The sequence below is a fragment of the Bordetella genomosp. 6 genome, from assembly GCF_002119705.1.
Lineage (GTDB): Bacteria > Pseudomonadota > Gammaproteobacteria > Burkholderiales > Burkholderiaceae_B > Bordetella > Bordetella bronchiseptica_F.
This window is the reverse complement of record NZ_CP021107.1, coordinates 2,078,667-2,096,169: the sequence shown is the minus strand read 5'-3', so window position 1 is coordinate 2,096,169 and position 17,503 is coordinate 2,078,667. Positions and strand designations below refer to the sequence as shown.

The 17,503-nt window shown below is 68.0% G+C and carries 13 protein-coding genes; 3 read left to right on the top strand and 10 right to left on the bottom strand.

From position 1 onward, the window contains the following. Window positions 1-10: 10 nt before the first annotated feature. The 10 genes from CAL11_RS09810 to CAL11_RS24355 form a co-directional block, all read right to left on the bottom strand. Window positions 11-2,068, bottom strand: coding sequence for a capsular polysaccharide biosynthesis protein (locus tag CAL11_RS09810; protein WP_086092796.1), 2,058 nt, complete (start codon window positions 2,066-2,068; stop codon window positions 11-13). Continuing rightward, window positions 2,065-3,090 (bottom strand): SDR family oxidoreductase, encoded by a 1,026-nt coding sequence (locus CAL11_RS09805; protein WP_086092795.1) that lies wholly within the window; start codon window positions 3,088-3,090, stop codon window positions 2,065-2,067. Before CAL11_RS09805 ends, CAL11_RS09810 begins: the two co-directional genes overlap by 4 nt. 11 nt (window positions 3,091-3,101) lie before the next feature. Further along, window positions 3,102-4,391: a Vi polysaccharide biosynthesis UDP-N-acetylglucosamine C-6 dehydrogenase TviB gene (gene tviB, locus CAL11_RS09800; protein ID WP_086092794.1), complete on the bottom strand. Its 1,290-nt coding sequence runs from the start codon at window positions 4,389-4,391 to the stop codon at window positions 3,102-3,104. Between the two features lie 22 nt (window positions 4,392-4,413). Next, window positions 4,414-5,511, bottom strand: coding sequence for a polysaccharide biosynthesis/export family protein (locus CAL11_RS09795; RefSeq protein ID WP_086092793.1), 1,098 nt, complete (start codon window positions 5,509-5,511; stop codon window positions 4,414-4,416). Further along, window positions 5,508-6,398 carry a capsular biosynthesis protein gene (locus CAL11_RS09790; RefSeq protein WP_086092792.1) on the bottom strand — a complete coding sequence of 297 codons (891 nt, stop codon included), beginning with the start codon at window positions 6,396-6,398 and terminating at the stop codon, window positions 5,508-5,510. Before CAL11_RS09790 ends, CAL11_RS09795 begins: the two co-directional genes overlap by 4 nt. After that, window positions 6,395-8,479, bottom strand: a complete 2,085-nt coding sequence (locus CAL11_RS09785; RefSeq protein WP_086092791.1) for a glycosyltransferase — start codon at window positions 8,477-8,479, stop codon at window positions 6,395-6,397. The genes CAL11_RS09790 and CAL11_RS09785 overlap by 4 nt, the downstream gene beginning before the upstream one ends. Window positions 8,480-8,510: 31 nt before the next feature. Beyond that, window positions 8,511-9,680, bottom strand: coding sequence for a capsule biosynthesis protein (locus tag CAL11_RS09780; protein ID WP_033463016.1), 1,170 nt, complete (start codon window positions 9,678-9,680; stop codon window positions 8,511-8,513). A gap of 41 nt (window positions 9,681-9,721) precedes the next feature. Further along, on the bottom strand, window positions 9,722-10,456 hold the full coding sequence (locus tag CAL11_RS09775) for an ABC transporter ATP-binding protein (RefSeq protein WP_086092790.1): 735 nt from the start codon (window positions 10,454-10,456) through the stop codon (window positions 9,722-9,724). Beyond that, a complete protein-coding gene (locus CAL11_RS09770; protein WP_003811217.1) occupies window positions 10,456-11,226 on the bottom strand; it encodes an ABC transporter permease in 771 nt (256 codons plus the stop codon). The genes CAL11_RS09775 and CAL11_RS09770 overlap by 1 nt, the downstream gene beginning before the upstream one ends. Window positions 11,227-11,287: 61 nt before the next feature. Then, on the bottom strand, window positions 11,288-11,551 hold the full coding sequence (locus tag CAL11_RS24355; RefSeq protein ID WP_157668849.1) for a hypothetical protein: 264 nt from the start codon (window positions 11,549-11,551) through the stop codon (window positions 11,288-11,290). Here CAL11_RS24355 and CAL11_RS09765 point away from each other — a divergent pair. From CAL11_RS09765 to CAL11_RS09755, 3 genes are all read left to right on the top strand, one after another. Further along, window positions 11,550-12,863, top strand: coding sequence for a glycosyltransferase family 2 protein (locus CAL11_RS09765; protein WP_086092789.1), 1,314 nt, complete (start codon window positions 11,550-11,552; stop codon window positions 12,861-12,863). The genes CAL11_RS24355 and CAL11_RS09765 overlap by 2 nt on opposite strands. A 26-nt stretch (window positions 12,864-12,889) precedes the next feature. Continuing rightward, entirely contained in the window at window positions 12,890-14,974 is a 2,085-nt protein-coding gene (locus CAL11_RS09760; protein ID WP_086092788.1) for a glycosyltransferase, read from the top strand. 139 nt (window positions 14,975-15,113) lie between these two features. Next, window positions 15,114-17,282 carry a capsular biosynthesis protein gene (locus CAL11_RS09755; RefSeq protein WP_086092787.1) on the top strand — a complete coding sequence of 723 codons (2,169 nt, stop codon included), beginning with the start codon at window positions 15,114-15,116 and terminating at the stop codon, window positions 17,280-17,282. The last annotated feature ends 221 nt before the right edge of the window (window positions 17,283-17,503 follow it).

The following is a 17,503-nucleotide window of genomic DNA, read 5'->3' as shown; positions in this document are numbered from 1 at the left end:
GTGCTCCGGTTCATCGGGCCAGCCACAGCGTCTGCAGCTTGCGCACCTGGCGGCGCGCATAGCCGGCGCGCAGCTGTTGCAGGCGGCCTTCGCGCTGCAGGCGTTCGCGCGTCTCGAAAATATGCGTCAGCACCGCCTCGCACGTGGTATAGCCGCGCAGCTCCCAGTCCCAGTACAGCGGGTAGCGCAGCAGCGTACCCGCGACCAGTTCGTCCAGGCTCAGCCGGCGGGCGCGCCGCTCACGCGGCCAATCGGTGGCGCGGTCCTCGGTCAGGCCCCAGCCGGCGTAGAACGGCCTGCCGTACGTCACCACGCGCTTGCCGCGCAGCAAGGCGTCGAAACCCGTCAGCGAGGTCATGGTATGCACCACGTCGCAGGCCTGAATGCAGCTGACCACCGACAGCGCCGACTCGACATGGTCGGCATGGCGGCGCGCCTCGCGCAGCGCCACGCGGCCGCGCCGGTTGCGGCTGACCACGTCCGGATGGGGCTTGTAGACGATGTAGGCGTCGGGATGCGCGGCACGCGCGGCCGCCAGCAGGTCCAGGTTGGTGCGGACTTCGTCGCAGCCCAGCCGCACCGACGCATCGTCCTCGACCTGTCCGGGCACCAGTACGATCTCGCGGCCGCGCGCCGGCCAGTTGGCCGGCTCGGGCTGCGCCACGTTGTACTTGGTGATGCCGTGGGCGACCACCAGCGCGCGGATACGCGCCGCGCTGGCCAGTTCTCCCTGGCTGAACCCGCCCCGGTTCAATTCATGCTCCAGATCGCTGGGCCTGCCAGGATCGAAATAGATGCCTCGCCCGTCCAGCGCCAGGCTCAGCGGCCGGATCAGGTCCGACCCCAGGCCCACCGACCGCAGGAAACCATCCTCGACGGCCAGCACCGCGCAGCCGCTCTGCTCGGCCAGCTCGGCCACGCCGGCGGGCGCCTGGGCGCCCCAATGCACCAGGGCTTCGCCCGCGGCCGGCCGCAGGTCCCGCGCGCGGGCGGCGTCGGCGGCGAACACCGCCTGGCCGGGCTTGAGCGCCAGCATGGGCGCCAGCGCGGCCGCCTTCCAGCGGCGCATCCCCACGCCGATCACGCGCGACGGCAACCGCTGCGCCATGGCGCGCTGGCGCGTCAGCCAATCGATCACGTCGAAGATCGTGCCGCGGCGATGCAGCACCGGATCCAGGTAGCGGGTGTAGTGGAAATAGGCGCCGGCGAACAGCTCCTCGACACTGCGCAAGCGGCCGCGCCGCTCGCATTGCTGGCGGTCGTCGGTCACGCCCCAGCCGGCATACCAGGGCATGCCGAAGCAGGTCACGGGCTTGTCCAGCATCAGGGCTTCGAACCCCATCTGCGAACTGACCACATAGACCCGGTCCATCTGTTCGAGCAAGGCCAGGGGATTCATGTCGTGGCGCAGCACCACCGTATCGGCGTCGTCGGCCACCCGCGACAGATAGCCCGACTTGTCGCCGGCCACCACCTCGGGATGCGTCTTGACGCAAATCAGCGCGCCGGGGTTCTCGGCCCGCGCCGCCGCCAGCATGGATTGGAAGGTGCCCGCGTCGGCGCAACCCAGCGTCACACTCATGTCGCCTTCGGTCTGGTCCACCACCAGCACCCGGCGCCGGCCGTCGGCCGGCACGCCGGTGGCCAGGAAGCCGCCCTGGTTGTACTTGGACAGGCGGCGTTCGCGCACCAGGTCCATGGCTTCGGGCACGGCATCCTCGATGCCGTCGAGCAGCGTGCGCGACGACGCCAGCAGGCACTCCAGCTCGGATTCGCGCGTCGCGTCGTAATAGATGCCCAGGCGATCGACCACCAGCGACAGAGGCGGGAAATGGCGCCCGGTGCCGAACGAGCGCAGAAAACCGTCTTCCAGCGCAATGTAGGGCACGCCCAGCGAACGGGCGCGGCGCCGCGCCGGCGCGGCGCTGGGGCGCGCGCCCCATCCCGCCACCGCGCGCGGCGCCGATCCGCCCAGCGGCCAGAAGCGCCGGTAGCGGGTGACCGGCGCGCCCAGCAGCTCCGTCAGGTACGGAATACGCGCGATGCCTGACGAATGGAGCTCGATCATCGCAGGAACTGCGTGTACCAGGGCATGGCGGCTTCCAGCCCGCGCAGGATGTCGTAGGCCGGCTCGTAGCCCAGCAGCTTGCCGGCCTTGCCGATGTCGGCCTGCGAGTGGCGCACGTCGCCGGCGCGGAAGTCCGCGTACACCGGCGCCTTCTCGTACGTCACCCCCTGCCCGGCCAGCGTGCGCCGCAGGTGCTCGAACAGCTCGGTCAGCGTCGTGCGCGCGTTGTACGCCACGTTGTAGACCTGGTTCGACCCTTGCGGACCGGCCATCGCCGCCAGCAGGTTGGCCTGCACCGCGTTCTCCACGAAGCAGAAGTCGCGGCTGGTCTGGCCGTCGCCGTTGATCACGACGTCCTCGCCCTTGATCATCGCCGCCGTCCACTTCGGAATCACCGCCGCGTACGCGCCGTCCGGATCCTGGCGCTTGCCGAACACGTTGAAGTAGCGTAGCCCCACGCTGGAGAACCCGTACGAGCGCGCGAACACGTCGGCGTACAGCTCGTTGACGTACTTGGTCACCGCGTACGGCGAGAGCGGATTGCCGATGCGGTCCTCGACCTTCGGCAGGCCGGGATGGTCGCCATAGGTCGAACTCGAGGCCGCGTAGACGAACGCCTGGACCTGCGCGTCGCGCGCGGCCACCAGCATGTTCAGGAATCCCCCGATGTTGACCTCGTTGGTCGTGATCGGGTCCTTCAGCGAACGCGGCACCGAACCCAGCGCGGCCTGGTGCAGCACCCGCTCCACGCCCTGCACCGCGCGCTGGCAGGTCGCCAGGTCGCGGATGTCGCCTTCGATGAAGGTAAAGCGCGCCCACTGCTCGGGCGTCACCGCCGCGCGCACCTCGTCCAGGTTGTGCTGGTGCCCCGTGGCGAAATTGTCCAGCCCCACCACCGCCTGGTCCAGCCCCAGCAGCGTCTCGAGCAGGTTCGAGCCGATGAAGCCGGCGCAGCCGGTCACCAGCCACTTCCGGCGCTGCGTCAGGGTCTGCGCGCAAATCGTCTCGTATCGTGTCGTCATGTCGTGCCTCCTTACAGACGCAGGTCGGCCTGCTCGGGAGGCAGCACGTACTTCAGGTCGTACAGGATGTGCTCGGGCTTGCCGAACTTGCGGATCGCCTCGGCGCCCATCTCGACGAACTGGTGGTGCGACACCGCCAGGATGATCGCGTCGTACGCCCCGGCGGCCGGCTTGGCGACCGGCGTGATGCCGTACTCGTGCTCGGCCTCGGCCGGGTCCACCCACGGGTCGTACACGTCCACATCGACGTGGTACTCGCCCAGTTCGCGCACGATGTCCACCACGCGCGTGTTGCGCAGGTCGGGGCAGTTTTCCTTGAACGTCAGGCCCATCAGCAGCACGCGCGCGCCCTCGACGTGGATGCGGCGCTTGGCCATCGCCTTGACCAGCTGCGAGACCACATAGCCGCCCATCGAGTCGTTCAGGCGGCGCCCGGCCAGGATGATCTCGGGGTGGTAGCCGATCGACTGCGCCTTGTGCGTCAGGTAGTACGGATCGACCCCGATGCAGTGCCCGCCCACCAGGCCCGGGCGGAACGGCAGGAAGTTCCACTTGGTGCCGGCGGCCTGCAGCACGGCCTCGGTGTCGATGCCCATCTTGTTGAAGATCAGCGCCAGCTCGTTGATCAGCGCGATGTTGACGTCGCGCTGCGTGTTCTCGATCACCTTGGCGGCCTCGGCCACGCGGATGCTCGACGCCTTGTGGGTGCCGGCCGTGATGATCTCGTTGTACAGCTGGTCGACCAGCTCGGCGACTTCCGGCGTCGAGCCCGAGGTCACCTTCTTGATGGTGTTGACGCGGTGCGCCTTGTCGCCCGGGTTGATGCGCTCGGGGCTGTAGCCGGCGTAGAAGTCCTGGTTGAACTTCAGGCCCGACACGCGCTCGAGCACCGGCACGCAGTCTTCCTCGGTGGCGCCCGGGTACACGGTCGATTCGTAGATCACGATGTCGCCGCGCTTGAGCACCGCGCCGATGGTCTCGCTGGCCTTGACCAGCGGCGTCAGGTCCGGCTGCTTGTACTCGTCGATGGGCGTGGGCACGGTGACGATGAACACATTGGCCTTGCCCAGCGCCTCGCGTTCGGTGGTGTAGCTCAGTTGCGCGGCCTGGGCCAGTTCCTCGTCATCGACTTCCAGGGTGTGGTCGTGGCCGGCCTTCAGGCTGGCCACGCGCCGCTCATTGATATCGAAGCCGATCACCGGGCGCTTCTTGCCGAACTCCACGGCCAGCGGCAACCCGACATACCCCAGGCCGACGACGGCGAGATGAACATCTGCAGGATTGGAAAACTTCTTCGGCATTGGTGCTACCTTCCAGTGAAAATTAGTAAGTACCCACGCGTTGGCCCACGATCAGGACCTGCACGATAGGCGTAATGATCTTTTCCCATTCGTACATGGGCGCATTACTGACATACACCACGTCCTCGGGCAGCAGTTCGAACTGCTTGGCCAGGAACATGGACTCGGGATTGCGCATGTTCAGCCTGAACACCGTGGGCCGCGGGCGGCCGTCGGCGTTGCGGCCGTCCAGGCGGAACACGAACACCCCGGTGGCGTCGGCCGCACGGTCGTTCAGACCGCCGGCCACGCCCAGGGCGTCAAGCAGGTTGGTCTGGTTCGACGGCAGCTCGTGCAGGCCCGGTTTGGTGAGGGCCCCCATCGCCACGAAACGCTTCAGGTTGGGTTCGACCACCAGCTCGGAGCGCGGCTCCACCGCCACGTTGCGGCCGTTGAGCAGTTGCTGGTAGGGAATGCGCTGCACCTTGCGGCCGGTGCGGATCACCACGTCGGCCTGGTAGGCCGGCAACGTCGAACCGCCCGCCTGCGTGATCGCGTCCAGCGCCGTCAGCGGCCCCTTGTTGCCGCCGAACCGCCCCGGACGCGGCACCGCTCCGGCCACCAGCACCGAATTCGAGCGGTCGTCGGCCAGGTCCACCATGACCTGCGGCTGCACCGCCGCGGTATTGCGCAGGCTGCCCTTCACGAGCTGTTCGATCTGCTCCAGCGACTTGCCCTGCACTTTCAGGCGGCCCGCATAGGGCAGCGAAATGCTGCCGTCGGCGGCGACCCGCACGGCCTCGAACACCGTGCCGCCGGCCGCCAGCGGCGCGAACAGGCCCGTCTCCATGCTGTCGGCCACCAGGATGCGCAGCACGTCGCCCGGCATCACGCGCATATTGCCGACGTAGCCGTCCGAGGTGGCGCCGTCCTTGGACACCGCCTTGACCAGCACATAGGGCGCGATGGTGTCGGCGCGCAGGTCCACCAGATCGTAGGAGCCGGGCTTGGCGCCGGTCGCATCGGTCGACCCGCCGTCCATGATGGCCGACCGCGTCGGGCCCGACCCGGAGAGAATGCTGCAGCCCGACAGCAAGGCCAGCAGCGCGATGCTCAGGCAGCGTATGAGTCTATGGTTCATGGTCCGTCTTGGTACTCCGGTAGAAACTGGGAAGGCGCCGGCGCGCCGCTCGAAGCGGCCAGCGCGGCACGGATGCGCGTATGCATGTATTCGGCCAGCACGGGCTCGAACGCCGGCGAATAATGATTCATGTCGGCGCCGTCGCTGGCCAGCAAGCGCGCCGGGGGCCAGCCGGGCGCGGCGTCCAGCGGGTCGATCACATGCACCTGGTGCAGCCCGCGCGCGGCGGCCTTGATGCGCGCGACGTGGCGTGCCCGCGCGGCGATGCGGCGCCCGTCGGCGCGCTCGGCGTCGACGTGGGTCACCACCAGCACGGGCTTGCCCACGCGCAGCGCCAGGTACATCAGGTCGGCGCGCACGACGGCCTCGCTGTCCTCGGCGCAGCGCGCCTCGCGCAGCACGCGCAAGCCGCCCGCCAGCGCCGCGTCTTCGGCCTGGTCGCGGTACAGGCCGGCCACGGCCTCGTAGGCATCGGGCGCCACCTCGCCGGCACGCACCAGCGAGCGCCACCAGTTGCGGCCCTCGTCGCCGAGCTCTCGCACCAGGTGCTTGACCACCAGATTCTTCTGCAGGAACACGCCATTGACGCTCACGCTGCGCTCCGAGGCCGCCTCGACCAGCACCGCGTCGGCCTGCGCCAGTTCGTCGGCGCGCGCCGGCGTCACCACCGGCGTGCGTCCGGCCGGAAACAGGAACGGCAGCAACTGGGAATCGAAGCGTGTCCGGTCGGCCAGCCATTGCACGCGCTGCACGGCTTCGCGCGTACTGTGGATGTAGCCGCTTATTCCGGCGGTCAGGGGCTGCGCCAGGCCGCCGTCATGCAGCAGGCGCGCCGGCCGGTGCACCCGGCAACTGCCCAGCACGAAGAGTTTGGGCGGCATGGTCATGGCATCTGGTAGCACCGGACCGTCGATGCAATCATCTGGTTGAGGGAAAAACGCGCCGACGCCCAGTCGGCCGCCTTGCGCGCGATTCCCGGATCGGCCGCGCACATGTCGTGGATGCGCGCCAGCGCCTCGGCCACGTCCGGCGCGGTCACCGTATCGGCCGGCAGGGTAAGTCCCGTCACGCCTTCCTGCACCGCCTCGCCGGCGCCGCCGGCCAGCGTCGTCACCACCGGCACGCCCGAGAACTGCGCCTCGATCAGCACATTGGGCAGCCCTTCGAAGCGCGACAGCAGCAGGAATGCGTTGAACTGCGTCAGCCAGTAGCCCACCCGCCTGGACAGGCCGGTAAACAGGATGCGCTCGCCCATGCCCAGCCGCTGCGCGAACTCCCGCACCGACTCCAGCAGCGGGCCGCCGCCCACCATGATGAAACGGACATGGGGGTGGCTGGCGGCGAAGCGCTGCGCCGCTTCCACCCACAGGAACGGACGCTTGTTGTCGTCGACCCGCATGACCGTGCCGACGGTAAAGCGCGCGCCCGACGTGCGGGCGTCGAACTGCGCCATCATGGCGGTGCAGGCGTCGTCCTGCACCGCCTTCAGCGGCGCCAGCCCGTTGTAGACCACCGGAATGCGCCGCTCGTCCACCCCCAGCCAGTCGGCATAACGGTGCGCGGCGAACTGCGAATTGGAACTCAGCGCCACGCCGCGCATCTTCAGCAGTTCCGAGTAAATGATGTCGTACTCGACGCGGTAGCGGTCCGGCCGGTCCACCGGCGGCATGGTGCGCACCGACAGCACGATACGCGGCACACCGGCCAGCAGCGCCGCCAGCGCGCAGGCAAAGATCGAACCGTCCTGCCAGATATGCACCACGCTGGGCACCGACGAACGCATCACGTCCGTCAGCTTGGTCGTCCCCTCGATGATCTGCTTGGGCAGGAAGCGCAGGTACTCTCGGTACGGCGCCAGCAGCGACGAAAACTCGCAACCGCCCCATGCCTGCATGTCCGAATAGACGGAAACCGGGATGCCGGCGTCGCGCAGCGTGGCGGCGAAGAAATCGGCGCCTTCCCGGCTGCGCAGCGAGCGGCATACGACCTGCACCGGTCCCAGCACCCCGTAGCCCGCAATCGATTGACCCTGCTGGATGGCGCTTTGCAGCGCCACGGCGGTGTTGACGAACTGTCGCTCGGCGCCGCCGGCGCCCAGCGAGCCATTGATCATCAGCACCGGACCGACGAACGACTCCGGCCCCGCGTCGTACTCCGCATTGCGGCGCCGGCCGATCTCCTGCAGCATTTTCTCCAGCACCAGGATGCTGACCGGCACGTCGCGCCCGTCGCCCTCCACGCCCAGGCGGCGCAACGCGGCCAGGTCCGCGTTCAAATCGACCAGCCGCCGCGTCAGCTTGCGCGCCCCGTCGCCGATGGCGTCCAGCCCCGCCTGCAGCACATCGCGGGCGCGCCACAGCGCGCCGCGGCGCGTCAACGACTGCGCCCAGCCGACATAGCCGTTCTCGAACTCGGGATGTTGCCGGGACAGCCGCTCGAAACAGGCGTCCGCCTGCTCGCTCTGGCCGATCTCGTCCCAGCTCTTGGCCTCCAGCAGGATCTCCCGCGCGCTGCTGCTGCCGCCGGAGAAATACAGTTCGATCTCGGCGCGTCCGGCTTCTATCCCCTGCTGGCGCTTGACGCCGCGCAGCATGAGGATGAAAGCCTCGGAAGAGTCCGGAAAGCGCTGGTGGATGCCGCGCCAAACCGCCAGGCCCTCGTCGCTGCGGTGGGCCGCCTCGAGCGCCCGCGCCACCAGCACCTGGAACAGCTCGGTATGCGGATAACGCCGCACATACTCCAGCAGCTCGGGCAAGGCGTCCGCCGGCTTGTGGACCGCCGCGTGGCGCTCCAGCACCTGGCGCGCCTGCTGCAACAGCTCGCGACCGGGCTCTTCCGCCTCGCCCGGCGCCGCCAGCGCGGCGTCGAGCAGGTCGATGATCGTCGGCCCGGAAGCCGGGCCGCCGGTCGGGCCGGCCGCGGTATCTGCGCGGCGCGGCTTGCGGATGCGGGACAGAAACGAAAACATGGCGTGATCTCGTTGACGGTTGAACGGTGGCTCAGGCGTGGTCCTTGACGGCGTAAACCACCAGCACCGCCACGATCCACAGAATGAAAAGACCCAGCAGGCCCAGCGCCGTATCGGTGAAGCGGCGCGGGTACAGCGACTCGTCGGCCAGCTGCGGCTGCGACGCGATCACCGTGTACAGCACCTGGCGCGCCGCCAGGCCGCGGGCGTCCTCCAGGGTCTTCAGGGCCCCGGTGTAGTACGCCTCGGCAAACTGCCGTTCGGTCTCGGCCGCCTCGTACTCGCGCAGCAGCTTGGACAGCGTGTTGCCGTTCTCGCTGCGGCCGCCGCTGATCTGGTGGTCATTGAGGTCCTTGAGCTGGCGCATCAGCGCTTCGTGACGCGCCTTGACGCGCTCGTAGGCCGGGCCGCTGCGCAGCCCGCCGCGCCCCATCGCGTCCAGCTCCGCTGCCGCGGTGGCCACGTCGCCACGCACCTTGGCGGCCAGCTGCAGGTTGGCCTCCGCTTCCTTGACAGGATCCAGCACGCCGGTGCGGGCCCGCAGGTCCTGAACCTGCACCCGCGCCTGCGCCAGGCGTTTTTCGGCGATGCCCACCTCGGCGCGGGCGAAGTCCACGCTGTCCTCGCGCGACTTGACCGACATCTGGTTGACCAGCTTCTCGCTGGCCTGCAGGATCGCCTCGGCCAGGCGCAGCGACTCCTCCGGCGAGAAGGCCCGCACCCGCAGGATGATCGCGCCGGTGGACATGTCGAACTCGATGTCCACCATGCGGTTCCATTGCCGCCACAGGCCTTCCGCTGTTTCGTCCTCGTCCATGCCGTACCAGAAGTCGATCATGGGCTTGGACCACATCTCGCGCAGGTTCAGCTCCTTGTCGAGCTCCTGCACGATCTGGCGCGACTTCACATAATCGACCACGGCGAACGAATCGACGAACAGCTCGGTCGCCATCGCGCCGCTGCCCATCGACGAGTGCCCGTCTCGGTTGGCGCTGGCCTGCTGCATCTGCGAACCCGCGCGCAACCCGAAGCGCGCCTCCGAGACATACTGGTCGGACGCGATGAAGAACAGGTACAAGGCCAGCAGCACGCCGGGAATGCCGATCAGCGCGATGGCGGACCAGCGCAGGTAATTGGCGGGCTTGCCCGGCGTCATGCCGGGCAGGCGCGGCCCCGTATAGGTTTTCTCCGTACTAGTCATAGTCGCTTCTGGATTCAGGTGAATTGCCGATCGGATCGGGCTCAGGATTGCTCAGCGTCGACGGTGTCGACGACCGGCTCGACCGCGGCCGCCGGCGCGGGCGCGCTCTGCGTGTAGCGTGCGATGGTTTCGTCCAAAGGACCGTAGTGCGTCATGGTGCCTTGCTGCATGATCACGCCGTGGCTGCAGAAGCGCCGCACCGTGGTGGGCGCGTTGGCCGCCATGATGATGGTGGCGCCGCGCGAACGCTCGGCGAACACCTCCAGGCATTTGCGCTTGAAATTCACGTCGCCGACCGCGGCCATCTCGTCGACCACGTACACGTCGCAGCGCAACGCCATCGAGATGCCGTAGGACAGCCGCGCGCGCATGCTGTTGGCGTAGGTCACCACCGGCAGGTCGAACGACCGCCCCAGCTCCGAGAAGTCGTGGACAAAGCGCTCCACGTCCGGGACATCGCAGCCGTAGATCCGCGCGATGAAGCGCACGTTATCGCGGCCGGTCATGTTCGAACTGATGCCGCCGGCGAACCCCAGCGGATACGAAATGCTGACCGCCCGCCGCACCGTGCCGGAGTCGGGCAGCTCCATGCCGCAGATCATGCGCAGCAGCACCGATTTCCCCGAGCCGTTGCCGCCCAGGATGGCCAGGTTCTCGCCGCCGCGGAAATCGAACGACACGTCATCGAGAACACGCCTGATGCCCTTCTTGGAGCGGTAGCCCTTGCAGACATTGCGCAGCGAAATAATGGTGTCCTGGTCCATGGCCGTCTCCATCAGCGGGTATGCAGCCGGCGGCGCATGGCGCGCTCCAGGCACAATCCCAGCACCACGCTGCCCACGGCCCACTTGATCAGGTAGCCGCGGTCCAGCGTCAGCGAGCTGAAATGGGTGAAATACCCGGCGCGGAACCACTCGATGGCATGCACCAGCGGATTCCATACCAGCACGCGGCGCGCCTGTTCCGGCAACGCATCGACCAGGTAGAAGACGCCCGACAGCAGGTACAGCGGACGGGTCAGCGCCGAGTAAAGGTGCTCCCACGACTTGAACAGCATGTTCAGCACCGCGTTGATCAGGCCCACGCCGAAACCCAGCAGGAACGTGAACAGCGCCGCGGCGGCGCACTCTTCGAGGCGCTGCGGCAGGATCAGCTTGCCGCCCAGCATCACCAGGAACAGCAGGATGGCGAACACCGCCACCCAGGTCAGCGCCTGCAGCAAGGCCTTGGCGAACACGATGTCCATGTTGGTGATCGGCGGCAGCCGCAGCAGCGACGCATTCGACGAAATCGACCGTGCCAGCCGCGACGATGTGTGGCTGAACAGGAAGAACGGCATGATGCCGGTGATGAAGAACATCTGCAGGTTGCCGACCGGCGCCTGCCTGCCCCACACCACATAGATGGTCGAAAGCACCGCCACGTGCAGGATCGGCTCGATCAGCGCCCACAGGTAGCCCAGGCGCGTACCGCCGAAGCGCACCCTCGTTTCCCGGAATATCAAAGACCCGATTACCCGCGCCTGTACCGTCAGCGCCGAACTCAAACCTGGGCTCCCGATGGCTGCATCTTTCGCTCCCTCGCGGCGCGCTTAATAACCAGGTGGATTATCGACGCGCCACTTTCATATAAACAAAAACAAAACCGTCCAAAATGTCGGACGGCGGTCGGAACGAGAGAATGATAATTTCGGCGCAACGGCCGTTGATTTCAACATATATCAAATCAACACCATCCTTGCGACGATCAATCGCTTCACAAAAATGGTGTATTGGCGGCCTATAATTCATGGCATCAGAACCGGGATTTTCCCGGGAAACCAATGCCGCGCATCCGTCGACGGCCGGGCGGCGCACTTGCAAGGCCGCCATGTTGCGCACCGCACTGCTTAATATTTATCAGAAAAGAGTACAAGCGCTTACCAGCCGCCTGCCGCTGGCGCAGTTGCTGGCGCGTGCCGCCGATAATCCCGCCGTGCTCAACCGGCTGGGACTGTTCCAGAGCGCCGCCGCCGCCCGGGCGCGCGGCGTCGAACAAGGACTGTGCCGGGCGCGGGCCGCGCTGGAATGCAGCCACGCCGCCGACCGTCCCGACCCCGCGCGGCTGCGGGGCCGCGTCTCCGACCATGCGCGGCGCCAGTACGCCCTGACCCTGGCGCGCCAGGATCCCGAAAGCGCGCGCCAATGGCTCGCGCCGGCCGACTGGGAACTGGATCTCGCCCTGGACCTGGCGGGCGGCCGCGCTGACCTGGCCTTACACAAGGCAAGGAAATCTGCGAGCAATATTAGTAAATCAAAGAATTTGCATGAAATTCTTGCTGCAGCGCACATACAGCTGGGGGATTTCCCGGCAGCCAGAAATAATTTATCGCAGCTACTGACAGATTCGCGCATTTCCGTGCCGCCCGGGGACACGCCGCTGCGACCCGCTGATTTCATAGGCCTTGCGCCGATTTCACCCCGGGCGGTCCCGGCCGGAGCCCCGCTGATAAGCGTCATAATCTGCGCCCGCGACGCCGCGCCTTATATCAACAATGCGCTGCGATCCGTATGGTCGCAAACCTATCCTAATATTGAAATTATTGCGATAGATGACGGCTCGACCGATAACACATTCCAACATCTGAGCGCCGCCGCCTCTGAAAATCCGCGTATAAATATCGCCAGGACGAAAAATCACGGCGTATATGCGGCGCGCAATATGGCCCTGCAGCGGGCAAAAGGCGATTTCATTACCTTTCTCGATGCCGACGACATAATGTTGGCGACTCGCCTGCAGGACCAGGCGGCCCTGCTGCAGGCCAGCGGCGCCTGCGCCACCGTCAGCCGCCTGCTGCGCATCACGGCCGACGGACAACTGGCCGCCCCGCGCGTGTTTCCCTTCGTCCGGCACAACCCCTGCTCGCTGATGATCCGGCGCGACGCGCTGGCCGTCATCGGGCAGTTCGAGGAAATGCGCTTCGGCGCCGATGAGGAGTACGAGCATCGCATGCAGGTTCTTTTGGGTTCCCACAGCATCGCCCGCAGCCGCGCGGTCCAGACCGTGGCCTTGCACCGGCCGCAGTCGCTGACCCAGCACGGCGAGACCGGGCTGGCTTCCGACCAGGGCAGGCAGCGGCGGATCGCCTACCGCGAGACCTGGATGCGCCGCCACGCCGGCCTGGCGCGGCTTCATACGCCCTGACGCCACGCACAACTTTCTTTGCGCTCATGGAACACGACAACAATACCGTACGCCACATGCCCGCTCCGGCCGCTCGCCGGGCGGCCGCGCCGGACCGCCTGCGCCAGTTGACCCAGGAGAACGAGCTGGCGTACTCCCGCCTGGAGCAGGAGCGCGCCGCGCGCGTGCAGGCAGAGAAGGACCTCGCCGGCGTCAAGGCGTTGCTGCGCGAAACCAACCAGCAGCTCGCCAAGCAGCGCCGCACGCTGACCTGGCAGTTCGGCGAAGCGGTCACGCGCGCGCGCACCTTGAAGGATTACGTGCTGCTGCCCTACCGGCTGATCAAACTGTCGGAAGACCATCGCCGCCAGAGCCGCCACGCCCCCGTGGTGCGCAAGCACGCGTCGGCCGCGCTGCCCGCCGAGACCGCCAACGCCATCAAGGAGGCGCTGGAGTACGTCAAGCGGGTGCGCAGCCCCGAGGTCATCCTCTGGATCGGACGCCAGCCCTGGCCGGCCGAGGTACGCGCCAAGGTTTTCTGCGAAGTGGCCAAATGGGCCCGCACCAGCTATCCGCAGGTCGCCGAGCAAATCGTCCAGCAACTGCTGGGGCTCGATCCGGCCGCCCCGCACGTGCGCCAGCTCGCGTTCAGCCTCTATGACGCAGGCATCGTCGACGCGTCCGCCCAGTTGCTGCGCGCCGCGCGCACCGCCGGAGCCGCCTTCAGCACGGCCGAACGCCTGCGCGCCGAGCGCATCGAACACGCGCAGGGCATCCTGGCCCAATCCATCGAGCCCACCGCGCGCGGAAACTACACCTTTGATTTCGATGCGCAGGGTCCCATCGTCATCCTCTCGCCCGTGTCCATCCTGCAAGGCCGCAACGCCGCCAGCAACGCGCTGCACCGCTTCGCGCTGAGCATGCAGGCCCGCTACGGCGACACCATGGTCATCAGCCTGGCCGCCCAGCAGGCCGACTCCGCCGACGCGGCGCCCGGCCAGCAGGCCGACGCCGCGCTGCACGCCCGCACCGGGCTGGTCGTCGATGGCGTGGCATACCGCCACGCCCCGGCCATATCGCGCCAGACGCCGTCGTTCCAGGACGTGTGCGCGGCCATGGCCGAAACGGTGCTGGCCGCCACGGTGCGCCAGCAGCCGCGCGCGGTGCTCGCCTGGGACGACGCCTATTGCGCGCTGGGCGCCAGCGCGGCGGCCCAGACCCTGCGCGTGCCCTATGGGCTGGTGCTGCAAAGCCTCGACTTCTTCCAGAAGACGGCGGCCAATCATCTGCTGTCCGAGCGCGCGCGCGTCGACCTCAACCTGCTGGCCCTGGCGGCCCGCCAGGCGGATCTGCTGGCCTTGGGCACCCCCGCGCTGCAAGGCGCGCTGGAGAACCTGCTGGACGGCTCGCGTCCGGTCGCACTGGTCCCGCCGCTGCCCCTGCCGCCGATGAATCATCGCAAGGAAGCCCCGCCGGACCTGGCCGCCACGCTGCGCCGCCTGGAGGGCAAGCGCGTATTCGCCGTGACCGAGGACGAGCCCGCCGTGGCAACGGCGCGCGCGCTGATCGACCTGTATGCGGAAATCTCGTTCGTGCAGCCCGATGCCGTCTTGCTGATCATGTCCAACGGCAAGGCCGCCGCGGCGATGCGCCACCATGCCGTGGCGATCGGCCTGCAGGAAGGCCAGGTGATATTCGCTCCGCCCGCCAGCGACGCCGTCTCGCGCGAGCAATTGCTGCGGCGCGTCGAGATCGCCCTGTTCCCCTACGTCGACAACCGCGCCGAAGTCAGCCTGGTGCCGTCGGTCGCCGCGCTGCTCGAATGCATGGCGCTGGGCGTGTGCCCCGCCATCGGCCCGGCGCCCGCCTACGCCGCCCATGTGGAGCCAGGCCAGAACGGCGTGCAGATCGACCTGAACGCGCCCGCCGCCGAAACCGCCTCGCACCTGCAGCAAGTGCTGGGCGAGGCCGGCGAGCTGGGCAAGCGCGCGCGCGAAAGCGTGCAGCGCCATCTGCCCTGGCACGACTACGACGAAGCCATCGGCGCCCTGCTGCTGCAGGCGGCCACGCCGCAGCCGCACGTACCCGGCCGGCGCGCCGAACCGCAACTGCTGCACCTGAAGGTGTCGTAGGCCATGCCAGCCCCGAGCCCCGCCATGTGTCGCGCCGGACAGGCCCAAGGCGACAATCCGTCGAGGGAGACGGCGCGCCCGCGCAGCGGGCGCGGCGCGGGGCCTCTTTTCCCCTGCTGTTAAGAAGGAGTATTGACCCGTGATTATTTCAACAATAGGTTCGTGCCGCGTGGCCGGCCCCATGACCAAGCTCCAGGCGCAGCGTAGTTTCGTACTGGATAACCGGCTGTTGTACGGGTTCACCCACAACACCAAGGAAACCATCCAGGCCATCCGCTTCATGCGCGGCGAGCTGCGCTTGCCCGAAAGCCTGTGGCCCTTCATTTCGGATCAACCGTTTCGCAACGGCAACAGCACGCCGCACATCCCGGACGCTCACTACGTGGTCGAGATCAGCTCCGTGAAGGTGCTGGAGCTCGACGGTCTGTACCTGCAGCTGGTGCGCTTCAAGGAAGCGCTCAGCGTCTGCCCGGACCTGCGCAAGATCTTCTTCGACCATCCTGGCGCCGAACAGCGCGGCCAGCGCCTGCAGTTGCTGCAGGCCACGCCCTCGTTCGCCCGCCTGGCCACCCACATCCAGCATGCCCTGACCCACACCGTCGTGCGCAGCCAGACCGCCGCCGAGATCGAGGAAGACCTGCACGCCATCGCCCAGCTACTGGGTCCGAAGCTGGTGCTGGTGACGCATTGCAATGCCAAGAACGCCACGGGCGAGCTGATCGCCGAACGCGCCAAGATGGTGGCCCGCGTGGCCCAGGCCGCCGCCCGCCTTGGGCTGGTCTCGGTCGACCCGGGCGCGCTGCTGGCCGGTTTCGGCCAGGAACGCGGCATGCCCGACGAAGGCCTCGACACCGCCCACTACACGCCGGCCTTCGCCAAGCTGGTGGGCAAGGAAATCAGCGACAAACTGCTCGGCCCCGCCATGACCGAGGATGCCGCCGACAGCCTGCACAACCTGGATTTCCGCGCGTGCATGGAGCGCTCCAAGCAGTCGGCCCAGGCGCACGAGTGGGATCTCGCGCTGCTCTTTGCCAACCGCGCCATCGAACTCAAGCCCGGCAGCGGATCGGCCTATGTGCTGCGCGCGCGCGCCGTCACCGCGCTGGACCAGACCGAGGACATGCTCGAAGCCTGGTCGCTGGCCCTGGCCACCGACAGCAACCGCACCCCGTACGTGCTGCGCCAGGCCGGCGAGGCCGCGTTCTACATGCGCGACCATGAGCGCGCCCGCGAATGGGCCGAAGCCTCGCTGCAGAAAGAGGACGACGACAAGACCGCCCTGCTGCTGGGCCGCGTCTATACCCGCCTGGGCATGAATGCGCAGGCCGAGCAGGTCTTCCGCCGCTGCGCCGCCAGCGATCCGGCCCGCAGCCTGCGCTTCGCCGCGCGCGCCCATACCCCGCTGGCCGACGCCGCCAGCATGGTCAATGCCCTGACCACCACGCCGGCGGCCGACCCCGGCAGCGTCGACGGCGTACGCCAGACGGTGCTCAAGCGCGCCACGCGCGAAGTCCGCCACGCCGGACGCGCCGGCGCGCTGCTGCCCTCGCTGGGCGCCTTCTACGCCGTGCGCACCCTGCCCTCGGAGCATGGCGCCGCGCACGACGCCGACCTGATCAACCAGGCCTATCGCCGCCTGCTGCGAGCCTACGAGGGCACGCCCGAGTACCAGAACAGCGACGAAGCCATCGCCCTGCTTGCCGACCTGGCGGCCCTGCCCGAAGTCGATCCGCGCTACATCCAGCGCGCCGCCAAGATGCTGCACGCGCATGGCCGCAAGCAGGCGGCGGCCAAGTGCTGGGAGCACCTGGCCGGCGCCGAGTTGCCCGCCGGCCGCGACACCGTGGCCCTGGCCGCCAGCAAGCTGTCGCAACTCGAGGCGCACCGCACCGCCGCCTCGGTGTACCGCCGCCTGGCCAACAGCGGCGCCATGGACACGGCCACCGCCCAGGAGTACATCGACAAGTGCCTGCGCGCCCTGGCCCGCAGCGTGCGCGCATGCATCACCGAGGAGCGCCTGCGCGACGCCGAACAGGCCCTGGCGTCGATCCGCGAAATCGACGCCGGCTATGCCGGCCTGACCTCGCTGCAACGCTCGCTGTCCGAAGCCCACAAGCGCGAGTTCCGCTCGCAACGGGCGCAGGCCGCCACCCCGGCCGACCTGATGGCCAGCGCCCAGCGCATCATCGAGGCCAGCCCGCTGGACCGCGACGCCAACATCGAGCTGGCGGTGCAGAACCTGCGCACGGGCAACTTGAGCGAGAGCCGCCGCATCCTGGAGCGCTTCCTGCAAAGCGCGCCGGCCTGAGCCGGCGCTCGGCGCGCCTGTCCCCCATGCGGGGACAGGCGTGAAGTTCCTGCGATGGTGTGCCTGTCCCAGTGGGGACAGGCACACGCTGCCGCAGATATCAGTCCCCATGCGGGGACAGGCCTGAAGTTTGCGGGTGCCGGTCCCCATGCGGGGACAGGCACCCGATAAGAAAAAAGCCGGCATCTTTCGATGCCGGCTTTTCATCTGGACGCGCCGCT